Genomic DNA, 9925 nt, shown 5'->3' with positions numbered 1-9925 from the left:
CTGTGCGCGCGGGAACGTATCACGCGAGATCGAACGAGCCCTCGAGCGGGCCGAACGCGCGCTCGAGCTCGCGCGTGTCGACGCCGCGCAGGTCGTCGGCGCGCGCGTGGCGGAGCGGGAGCAGACGCTCGACGGTGGTCCCGAGCGCGGCGGCGAGCCGCTCGAGCTCGCGGCGGGCGAGCCTCGGGAGCTGCGGGTTGAGACACGCCTCGACGCCGCCCGCGAAGACGCCGATCGCGTCGCGCCCCACGCGATAGCCGACGCGCGCCTCGCCCTCGCGCGGCTCGATGCGCAGCGCGACCGTCGGGTTCGCCAGACGCGCGGCGTCCGCGAGCTCGAGCACCGGGAAGAGCGGCGGTCGCCCACAGTAGTCGTAGCGCGCGATCTCGGCGGCGAGCCGCTCGGGAGCGACGCCCCAGCCGAGGATGCGCTCGCGGTCGGTCGACTCGCGGAAGTCGGCCCACAAAGGGTGCGCGCGCAGGTCGGCCTCGGCGATCACCTCCACCATGCGGAAGTCCGCGGCGCCGATCACGGCCGACGCGTCCGCCCGCGCGGCTCGCGCCGCATCGGCCACAGCGGCGGCCCGCCGTCGATCGCGATCTCGTCGATCACCGCGAAGCCGTGCCGCTCGTAGAAGGGGATGTTGCTGCGCTTCGACGACTCGAGATACGCGACGACGCCCTCGGCGTCGCAGTCGTCGAGGACGGGGCGCATCAGCGCCGAGCCGAGCCCCATTCCCTGGTGCGCGGGCGCGGCGCCGAGGATGCCGAGGTACCAGTGCCGCTCGCGCACGCGCGCGCGCTCGAGCGCGGCGGCGAGCGCGAGCCCCGCGCGCACGCGGCTGCGCAGCACGACGCCGAGACGGAGCAGCGTCGCGACGCCGCTCGCATGGCTCGTGTGCGACGGGTCGGGCCCCTGCCAGACGGAGGCGGCCCGATGCTCGTCGTCGGTGAGCAACCGCCCCTCCGCGACGAGCCGCGGGATCAGGACGTCGTAGAGCCGCTCGAGGCGGGCGACGCGCGTGCGCGCGCGCGGGAACAGGAAGGCGGTGACCGGGTCGTCCTCGAACGCGAGCGCGAGCGAGCGGTAGACGGCGCGCCACTCGTCGCGCCGGGCGTCGTGCACGCCGGGCGCGCGCGGGCCGCTCACGGCGTCGCGCTCGTCCGCGACGCGCGGCGCCCGCCCGCGCCGTCGCCGTCGTCGCCACCGCCGCCGCCGTGGCGCGCGCGGAACGCGGCCACCTCGGCGCGCCAGTGGCCCGGGTCGGGGCAGCGGTTGTGCGTCAGGCTCACGCCGTCGGCGATGCCCTGCATGCGCGCGAAGAGCTTGTCCGGGATCGCCTCGCGCTCGCCCACGACGGCGATCGTCTCGAGCATCTCGTCGCTCACGAGCGCCGCCATGTCGTCCCAGCGCCCTTCCTTCGACAGCCGGTTCAGCCGCACGTGCACGTCGCCCCAGCCGTGGCAGTCGAGCACCGGACGATAGGCGGGCGTCGACCCGTAGAACGCGAGCTGCTTGCGCGCCGCGAGCTTCGCGCGCTCGAAGCCCTGCTCGTCGTCGGCCGTGACGACGAGGGCGACGGCGATGACGTCGAGGTCGGCGCGCGTGCGGCCCGAGCGCGCGAGCCCGCGCTCGAGCGCGGGCAGCGTCACCTGCTCGAGCGATGCGCGCGAGTGGAAGGGATGCGCGAGGAAGCCGTCGGCGACCTCTCCCGCCACCTCGGTCATGCGCGGGCCATAGCCCGCCGTGTAGATCGGCGGCGGTCCGAACGGGTTCGGCCCGGGATCGAACGCGGGGATCATGATCGTGTGCGTGTAGTAGCGGCCGCGATGGTCGAGCGGCGCCCCGCCCTCCCACGCGCGCCAGATCGCGCGAATCGCGAGCACGAGCTCGCGCATGCGCTCGACCGGCTGGCCCCACCCCGAGCTGAAGCGCTTCTCGACGTGCGGCCGCACCTGCGACCCGAGGCCCAGCACGAAGCGACCGCCGAGCAGCGTCTGCAGGTCCCAGCCGAGGTTCGCGAGGTTCATCGGGTTGCGCGCGAAGCCGATCGCGATCGCCGTTCCGAGCCGGATGCGCGTCGTGTGCTCGCCCGCGACCGCGAGCGGGAGGAACGGGTCGTGCTTCGCCTCGAACGAGAACGCGCCGTCGTAGCCGATCTCCTCGAGCTCGCGGTAGAGCGTGCGCGCGGCGCGCGGATCCTCGAGCGGTGCGGTGGTGTAGATCTTCACGTGCCGTCCGCCTCCGCCTCGCGTTCCGCCGGGTCGGCGGGCGCGGGCCCGCGCAGAGCGTCGCTCAGGTACAGGTGCACGAGCCACATCTGGAAGAGCAGGACGGCGTCGATCGCGCCGAACACGGTCGCGGCCAGCGCGCCGTACCCACCGACGACCGCGAGCACGCCGGCCAGCGCCAGGTGTGCGAAGGCCAGCAGCTGCCCGACCCAGAAGTCGCGCAGGCCGGAGAGCCTGCCGCCCTCCATCACCCCGCCCGATTCGCGGCTCGCGAACACGAACACGTCGTTGGTCGCGAACGAGGTGACGGAGAAGATCACGCCCATCACGGCGAGCCACGCCGGCGCGTGATCGGGGCCGAGCAGCTCGATCGAGAGGAACTCGAGCAGGCCGATCGCGAACGGGAACAGCGAGTCGCGCGTGCGCGGCACCCAGGCGAACCGCAGCACGAGGCCCACGTACACGAGCCAGATCAGCACGATGCCGAGCACGATCGCGCCGACCTGGAGCCAGCCCGCGAGCAGCCCGGCGAACGCGACGCCCTCCACACCGCCGGGCGGCAGCAGGTGCGGCGCGTTCGCGACGCGATCCCACAGGAGCTCGAGTGCGAGCGCCTGCACGATGCTCTGCAGCGTGAGCAACACCTGCGGAAGGAGCTCGCGCGCTCGCGCCTGCACCGGAGCCTCCTCGTCCTCGCCGCCGCCCGGAACGGCGCCGCGCGGTGCGCGCACCGCGCGAGCACGCACTGCGCGCGGCGCGCGAGGCTATCACGGCGGGGAGCGCGCCGGAGGCCGGACCCGGCTTGCGACGCGGACTAGCAAGGGCGATGCTGCGTCGCCCGACCCACGAGGAGCCCGACATGCACTCGCGCCCGACCGTTTCCGCTGCGCTCGCCATCGCGCGCGCCGCGTCCGCCGCGCTCGGCGTCGCTCTCGCGCTCGCGGCGCCGTCCGCACGCGCCGACGAAGCCGTCTCCGAGCCCCACGCCGTCCTGCGCTTCGGCGCCGACTTCCTCGGCTTCGCCCACTACGACCGACAGGCGTTCACGGGCGGCGGCACGTACTACTGGCCCGTCGCGCGCGAGGTCGGTGTCGCGGCCGGCGCCGACGTCGGGTTCGCGTCGGGCAACGGCGACGTGCGCGAGGCGCTCGGCGCGCGGGGCGCCGTCTTCTGGCGCCGGCCCGAGGAAGGCTTCGGCGGTGCGCTCGTCCGCTACTTCCACTACGGCACGCTCGACCGCGTCGAGGCGAGCGCGATCGGCGGCGTCTACCTCGGCGACGTCGACCTGCTCGCGAGCGCGGGCTTCGAGGGGGGCGACGGCGGCGAGCTCGGGCTCGGCTCGCTCGAGGTCGGCTGGTATGCGACGCCGCAGGTGCGCCTCGGCGCCGGCCTCGAGGCCGGCAGCGGGCCGACGGTCGCGGCCGTCGGCGACCTCTACTTCCAGCCCGGCCGCGAGTCGCCCGTCGCACTGCGCATCTACGCCGGCGGCGGCGAGCGCGACGACGACGGCTTCTACACCGCAGGCGTCGGCCTCGTCGTGACCTTCGCGCAGGACAAGCCGCTGCTCCGCCAGCTGCGCGCCGACCGGCTGCTCCACTTCGACTGACGCGCCGCGGGACGCGAAAGAGGGCACGATGTCCGCGCACGACGACGCGCGCCGCGAGGGCGACGCCGCCTGGACCGCCGACGACATGCGCGAGCTCGGCCACCGCCACGCCGCGCTCGAGAGCGAGGACATCGGCTCGCTCGAGCCGCTGCTCGCGACGCTCGTCGACGACCCGGTCTACGAGTTCCACCCGTGCGGGCGCGTGCTGCGCGGCGCGGCGCTCGCACGGCGCTACTACGCGTACTTCTTCGAGCACTTCCAGCCGATGCGCGCGGGCTTCGCGTTCATCGAGGAGTGGGCGAGCGCCGACTCGCTCGCGCAGGAGTACGACGTGTCGCTGCGCGTCGACGGCGGCGTCGAGACGCACCGCGTCCTCGGCATCCTCGTCCGCGGCGACCACCGCCTCGCGGGCGAGCGCATCTTCGCGAGCGACCGGTTCTTCCGGCTGCTGATGGGCGACCTGTTCGACGAGCTTCCGCGCCTCCGCGGCGACGACTGAGCCGCGCGCGCCGCGCGCCGTCCGATCAGAGCCGCGCGATCCCGTGCACGACGCACGCGAAGAAGAGCGCGCGCGGAGCGATCGACACGGCCGCACACGCGAGGTGCCGCGCGAGCGGAACGCCGCACATCCCCGCCGCCGCGTTCACGACGTGCGAGCCGCCGGGCACCCAGCGCGCGACGATCAGGAAGGCCGGGTGGCCGACGGGGAGGTCGCGCACCGCGCGCGGGAGGCGCGCGCGGAACGCGTCGAGCCGAAGGTCGAACGCCGCGCGCCGCGCGAGCGCGTACTGCAGGCCGGCTGCGACCCACCACCCGAGCCAGACGAGCGCCGCTCCCGCGCCGAAGCCGAACCACGCGAGGGTGGGCAGCGCGACGACCTGGCTCGGGAACGGGGTCAGCGCGAGCAGCGCCTGGAGTGGCACGAGCACGAACGCCGCCGCGAGCCCGTAGCGACGCGCGAGGCCCTCCGCACCGCCCGCGCGCCCGAGCGCCCACCACGCGACGAAGGCGACGAGCAGCGCCGCGCCGAACACGCGCAGCGCGGGCGACGCGACGGCGAGCCGCGTCGCGGCGCGGGCCGCGCGGAGGACGCGGCCCGCGCGCGCGGCCGTCGCGCCGCGCGCCTGCGAGGCGCCGGGTTCCCGGGCTCCGGGAGCGCCGACGCCTCCCCGGCCCGCGGCCGCACGCGCCACGGTCGCGCCGCCTAACATGGATGCCGCGACGCCGGGAGCCGCCGGACGAGCGCGAACACGAGCGCCAGCGCCGCCGCGGCGAATGCGCCGTCGACCGCCGCGTAGAGCCCGTGACCGATCGAGAGCACCTTCGCCGCGCCGAGCGCATCGAGCGCGCGCCACGGCGACACCGCGTGCGCGGACGACACCATCGCGAGCGCACCGATCGCGTCGCCGGCCGCGAGTCCGAGTGCGGCGACGACGGTCGCCGTCGCGGCGTCGCGAGCACCGCCCGCGCCCGCACTCCGCGCGGCGATCACGACGCCCGCGGCGACGAAGAGCGCGAAGACGCCGCTCTGCGCGACGAGCGCGGCGCACGCGAGCGCCCACGCGACGACACCCACCGCCGCGCCGGCGGCCGCCGCACGCGCTACGAGCAGCATCCCGGGCCGCGCACGGCGCGACATCCGCCCACGGCGAGCACGCCTCCCGCCACCGGCGCGAGCAGGTAGATCCACAGCCCCGCGAGCCGACCGGCGACCAGCGCGGGCGCGAGCGAGCGCGCGGGGTTCATCGACGCCCCGCAGAACGGCCCCGCCACGAGCGCGCACAGGAACACGGTGCCGCCGATCGCGAGCCCCGCGACCGAGGGCGTCGCGTCCGGTCTCCGCGTCACGCCGAGGATCACGAAGACGAGCAGGAACGTGATCGCGACCTCGATCGCGAAGCTCGCTCCGGGCCCGGCGAGCGGCTCGGTCGCGCCGAGCGTCGCGTGATCGGCTGCGAGCGCGCGGACGAGGACGCTCGCGGCGAGCGCACCCGCGACCTGCGCGGCGACGAACGGCGCGACGTCGCGCGCGGGCGAGCGGCGCGCGAGCCAGGCCGCGATCGTCACCGCCGGGTTGAGGTGGGCGCCCGAGACGTCGCCCACCGCGTAGATCATCGCGGCGACGACACCGCCGAAGGCGAGCGCGACGCCGACGTGCGTGACGAGCCCTCCGCTCAGGTCGTTCGCGACGATCGCGCCGGTTCCGATCAGGACGAGCGCGAACGTCCCGATGCCCTCGGCCAGCCACGCGCGCGGCGAGCTCGGCGGCACGGCGTCAGCGCCCGACGCGCGCGAGGTGCGTCTCGATCGGAACGGACGTCCCCTCGAGCAGGCTTCGATAGGCGGCGAGATCCTCCTCGCTCGCGTCCTCCACCGTCACGCGCACCGGGCCGTCGAACTCGCCGAGCCGGCTCGGCAGCACGACGCGGATGCGCCCGACGTAGGTGACGCGGCGCGGATCGGCGTCGAACGCGAGCGCGAGCGGGACGTCGGCGCCGTGCGCGCGCGAGAGCAGCCCCGCGAACCACGCCCCCGGCCCGTCGTACACGGTGATGCCGAGCTCGTCGATGCGGTTGCGTCCGGGCAGGAGCGAGAGCGCGAAGGGCTGCGGGCCGCCGGTCGTCTGGACGTACGGCGTCGGTCGGTTCCACGCCTGGCGATCGTTGTCGAGCTCGAACGTGTACGTGAGCCCGCTGCGCACGAGGTTCACGCCCGTCGGCGAGCCCGCACTGCGTTGGAGCTGGACCTGCACGGAGCCGACGACGAGGCCGTAGGCGCGCGTCTGCACGATGCCGGTCGCGGGCATGCGGCACGCCGTGACGAGCGCGCCGGCCACGGCGGCCGCGCACGCGAGCGCGCGCAGTCGTCGACGGAGAGCGGAGCCGCGAACGTGCATGCGGTCCATCCTCGAACGGCGGCGATGGAGTTGGCAAGGGCTCGCTCGGAGCGAGCCCGTGCAGCTAACGGGAGGTCGCGAACGGCGCCCGTGCGATGGCGGGCGGCGGCAGCGGCGCCGCCTTCCGGAATCGATCGTCGGGCGCCGCGGCTCGGGGGCCGCGGAGCGCGTGTGCGCGGCGCCGCGTGCGAGCGGCTCGCCGTCGCGGCGCTCGCTCCGGCGACGCACACGCTCCGGGCGACATCGCGGGCGTCCGCGGGCGCCTAGCGCGCCACGCGGAGGTGCAGCTTCGAGCCGACGGTCCACACCTCGAGGTTGTTCCACTGCTCGAGCAGTCGGCAGCGCGTCACCTGCGCGCTTCCCGGCGAGCCCATGTTCACGCTCATGGTGCCCGTCTTGCTGCTGTTGAGCTTGTCGATGATCGCATCCCAGTCACGTCGCTTCGCCATGTTCGTCTCCTGCGGCTCGGAAACCCGACTACCGTCCTCGGCTGCGGGAGCGGGGTCTTAGCACAGCCTTCGACACGCGCTCAAGCAGTGCGCTCGTTCGAGCATGCACCGGCGTGCGCGTTTGGCCCGTCGAATCCTGCGAGGAAGCCCACTCGGGCTCGACTCCACTTCCCTCTCGCGCCGAATAATGACACGCACGCCGGGAACCGCACGCGGTGGAGCCGACATTTGTTCGATAGGCGAGCGTCGGACCGGCCGGTCGCGGCGCATCCCCGTGGGCGGAGCACTTCCGACGCCGGCGCGCTCGATGGATTGTTAGGTACGCCGGCGCGCGACGCGCTGCGCGACGCGCATCCCGCTGCGCGCGACCGCGACGCCGGTGCGCATGCGGACGCACGTGATGCGCCTCACCGACGCCCCGTGCCGGATTGCACCCATCCCGCACCTGCACGCTGTTAGGCGCGCGCCGCCGCGTGCACGAGCGCGCGCACTTGGGCCCGTCGCGCGCGGAGCGGGGCGGAGCGGGACGCCACGGGCGCACCGGCCCGCGGGCCCAAGTAGCGTCCGATGTCAGGGTTCGTACGCTGTGGGCGGATCTGCCGCGGGAGGGGGCGCATGCGGAGACCCGGCCCCCGCCGTCGGGTCGAGCTCGATCGGCGGCGGGCTCGGCAGCGCCATGCCGTCGCCCAGGAGGTCGGGGCGCTTCGCGATCGGAAGATAGGGAGCGGGCGCCGGCGGTCCGTCGGCGCGCGGTTCCAGGATGGGCGGATACGGCTCCTCGGACTCGACGGCCGCGGCCCGGGGCGACGCGGGAGGCGGTGCGGGCGGCGTCGCGACGTCCGTGAGCGCGGGTGCGGCGCGTTCGGCGCCGGCCGACGGCGTGGGACCCGCCTGCTCGTCCTCGCGCGCACAGCCACCCGCCGCACCGAGCGCGAGCGCGGAGACGACGAGGACGGCGGTCGCGATGGGCACGGGGCGGATCGACATCGGAGGAGGCTCTCGCAGACGCGGCGCGAACGCTAGGCGAGGCCCGTCGTGAACGCCAATACGAGCTGCGAGGCGAAGTAGAGCGGCAGCCCCCACGCGGCGTTCGCGAACCCCGGCGCGACGAAGCGCGCGCGCGCCACCGACACGTCGGACGCCGCGAACGCGACCGCGCCGACGGCGACCAGCCACGAGCCCGACGCCGCGTGCGTCGCACAGGCGGCGACGACCATCGCGGAGATGACCACGACGTAGGCGACGACCGGGATCCGGAAGTCCGCGGGGACGTGAGGACGCAGCCAGGCGAGGATGCGCGCTGCGCCGATGCCGACGAGCGCGGCCGCCGCGAGCGCCGCGCCCGCCCCGACGCCCTCGCGCACGAAGGCCGCCGCGTAGGCGACGTGGGCGAGCAGGAACGCGCCGATCCCGAGGCGGAACCAGATGCCGTTGCCGGGCGGCACGAGCAACGCGTCGCCGAGCCACGAGAGCGCGAGACCCGCGAGCACGAGCTGCCCGTAGCCCGTGTCGAGCGCGCCGAAGGCGACCGCCGCCCAGACGAAGCACGTCGACGCCGCGAGCTTCGTCGCCGCCACCGCGGCGACGCGCTGCGCGCGCTCGGCGACGAGCAGCGCGGCCACGCACCCGGCGCACAGTGCGACCGGGAGGAGCGAGGACGACGCGATCGACGGGAGCGCGGACGAGGCGGCGGGGTCGGGCACGCGCGCACGCTAGGTCAATCGCGCTCCGGAGCCCAGTAGTCGCGCATCAGCTCGCTCGCCCAGGCCGGCTGCCGCACCTCGCCGCGCGGCAGGAACTCGCGCATCACGGGCTTGATGTCGAGCACCGGCGTGCCGTCGACGGCGTCGAGCTCCGCGACCCGCAGCGCGCGGCCCGCGCGCGAGACGACGCGGCATGCGGTCGACCCGATGCGGTTCGGCCGGTTCTTGCCGCGCTGCGCGAAGATCCCGACGGCCGGCCACGCCCGCTGGTTGCGCGGGTGCCGCGCGCCGACCTCGATCTTCGCCGGGTCGACGCGGTCGAAGAAGAAGAGCACCTCGACGTGCGAGAACGTCTCGATCCCGTCGAGGGCCGCGGGATCGAGGTCGTCGCGAAGGACGATCTCGACCTCGGAGCCGCCCCAGTCGTCGTCGCGCACCGCGCTCCGCCCGCCGCGCACGAACGCGACGGGCACCATCTCGATCCGCTCTTCCACATCCCCTCCCCTGCGGTTCCGCACGCTTCAGCGCGAAGCCGCGAACGCCGCCGCCAGTGCCGCGAGGCGCGGCGCGAAGACGAGCACGCCGACCGACGCGGCGCCGAGCGCCGACAGCAGGACGGCACCGGCCGCGACGTCCTTCGCGCGCGCGACGCGCGGGTCGCGTGCGGGCGACGCGACGTCGCAGAGCGCCTCGAAGGCGGTGTTGATCGCCTCCGCCGTCCACACGAGTGCGATCGCGAGAGCGATCGCGATCCAGTCGCCGCGATCGATGCCCAACGCGACTCCCGCCGCGACGACCGCGATCGTCGCCAGCGCGTGGATCCGCGCGTTCGGCTCGCTCGCGACCATCGCGGCGATGCCGCGGGCCGCGTAGCGGAAGCTGCGCGCGCGCGCGGCGAGGCGGCCCGTCACGATCGACGCCGTCGCGCGCGAGTGCGCGCGTCCCGCCGTGCGACGCCGCCACGACGCGTGCCTAACGCCGCAACGAAATGCGGCGCCTGCGCCGCTCCGCGCACGCTGCGCGCGACGCGCCGCGCGCTA

The 9925-nt window shown here is 75.2% G+C and carries 15 protein-coding genes; 2 read left to right on the top strand and 13 right to left on the bottom strand.

Features of this window, described 5'->3' with window-relative positions; all coding sequences use genetic code 11:
- Window positions 1-19: 19 nt before the first annotated feature.
- Genes R3E88_11285 through R3E88_11270 form a run of 4 tightly spaced genes read right to left on the bottom strand, consistent with a single transcriptional unit; the run spans window position 20 to window position 2908 of the window.
- On the bottom strand, window positions 20-532 hold the full coding sequence (locus R3E88_11285) for a hypothetical protein (protein ID MEZ4217052.1): 513 nt from the start codon (window positions 530-532) through the stop codon (window positions 20-22).
- Complete coding sequence (locus tag R3E88_11280; GenBank protein ID MEZ4217051.1) at window positions 529-1149, bottom strand: GNAT family N-acetyltransferase; 621 nt, start codon at window positions 1147-1149, stop codon at window positions 529-531. Before R3E88_11280 ends, R3E88_11285 begins: the two co-directional genes overlap by 4 nt.
- Window positions 1146-2231 carry a TIGR03617 family F420-dependent LLM class oxidoreductase gene (locus tag R3E88_11275; GenBank protein MEZ4217050.1) on the bottom strand — a complete coding sequence of 362 codons (1086 nt, stop codon included), beginning with the start codon at window positions 2229-2231 and terminating at the stop codon, window positions 1146-1148. Before R3E88_11275 ends, R3E88_11280 begins: the two co-directional genes overlap by 4 nt.
- Complete coding sequence (locus R3E88_11270; GenBank protein MEZ4217049.1) at window positions 2228-2908, bottom strand: hypothetical protein; 681 nt, start codon at window positions 2906-2908, stop codon at window positions 2228-2230. The genes R3E88_11275 and R3E88_11270 overlap by 4 nt, the downstream gene beginning before the upstream one ends.
- A 182-nt stretch (window positions 2909-3090) precedes the next feature.
- Between R3E88_11270 and R3E88_11265 the strand changes: the two genes are divergently transcribed.
- A complete protein-coding gene (locus tag R3E88_11265; protein MEZ4217048.1) occupies window positions 3091-3837 on the top strand; it encodes a hypothetical protein in 747 nt (248 codons plus the stop codon).
- Between the two features lie 28 nt (window positions 3838-3865).
- Window positions 3866-4336 carry a hypothetical protein gene (locus R3E88_11260; protein ID MEZ4217047.1) on the top strand — a complete coding sequence of 157 codons (471 nt, stop codon included), beginning with the start codon at window positions 3866-3868 and terminating at the stop codon, window positions 4334-4336.
- 25 nt (window positions 4337-4361) lie between these two features.
- On the opposite strand, the gene R3E88_11255 is transcribed toward R3E88_11260, so the two are convergent.
- The 9 genes from R3E88_11255 to R3E88_11215 all read right to left on the bottom strand — a co-directional run bounded on the left by R3E88_11255 (window position 4362) and on the right by R3E88_11215 (window position 9796).
- Window positions 4362-5030 carry a VTT domain-containing protein gene (locus tag R3E88_11255; protein ID MEZ4217046.1) on the bottom strand — a complete coding sequence of 223 codons (669 nt, stop codon included), beginning with the start codon at window positions 5028-5030 and terminating at the stop codon, window positions 4362-4364.
- A gap of 11 nt (window positions 5031-5041) precedes the next feature.
- Complete coding sequence (locus tag R3E88_11250; GenBank protein ID MEZ4217045.1) at window positions 5042-5452, bottom strand: hypothetical protein; 411 nt, start codon at window positions 5450-5452, stop codon at window positions 5042-5044.
- Window positions 5440-6108, bottom strand: a complete 669-nt coding sequence (locus R3E88_11245; GenBank protein ID MEZ4217044.1) for an aquaporin — start codon at window positions 6106-6108, stop codon at window positions 5440-5442. The genes R3E88_11250 and R3E88_11245 overlap by 13 nt, the downstream gene beginning before the upstream one ends.
- Window positions 6109-6112: 4 nt before the next feature.
- Window positions 6113-6733, bottom strand: a complete 621-nt coding sequence (locus R3E88_11240) for a hypothetical protein (protein ID MEZ4217043.1) — start codon at window positions 6731-6733, stop codon at window positions 6113-6115.
- Window positions 6734-6996: 263 nt separating this feature from the next.
- Window positions 6997-7182: a hypothetical protein gene (locus R3E88_11235; GenBank protein MEZ4217042.1), complete on the bottom strand. Its 186-nt coding sequence runs from the start codon at window positions 7180-7182 to the stop codon at window positions 6997-6999.
- Between the two features lie 570 nt (window positions 7183-7752).
- Window positions 7753-8169 (bottom strand): hypothetical protein, encoded by a 417-nt coding sequence (locus R3E88_11230; protein MEZ4217041.1) that lies wholly within the window; start codon window positions 8167-8169, stop codon window positions 7753-7755.
- Between the two features lie 32 nt (window positions 8170-8201).
- Window positions 8202-8885, bottom strand: a complete 684-nt coding sequence (locus R3E88_11225; GenBank protein MEZ4217040.1) for a lysoplasmalogenase — start codon at window positions 8883-8885, stop codon at window positions 8202-8204.
- Between the two features lie 14 nt (window positions 8886-8899).
- Window positions 8900-9361 (bottom strand): SAM-dependent methyltransferase, encoded by a 462-nt coding sequence (locus tag R3E88_11220; GenBank protein MEZ4217039.1) that lies wholly within the window; start codon window positions 9359-9361, stop codon window positions 8900-8902.
- Window positions 9362-9406: 45 nt separating this feature from the next.
- The gene (locus R3E88_11215; GenBank protein ID MEZ4217038.1) at window positions 9407-9796 is read right to left on the bottom strand and encodes a diacylglycerol kinase family protein; all 390 of its coding nucleotides are present in this window, start codon (window positions 9794-9796) and stop codon (window positions 9407-9409) included.
- Window positions 9797-9925: the final 129 nt, after the last annotated feature.

The organism is Myxococcota bacterium (assembly GCA_041389495.1).
Taxonomy (GTDB): Bacteria; Myxococcota_A; UBA9160; order UBA9160; family UBA4427; genus JAWKRT01.
The sequence above is the reverse complement of the archived record's forward strand: the minus strand, read 5'-3'. Positions and strand labels throughout refer to the sequence as shown.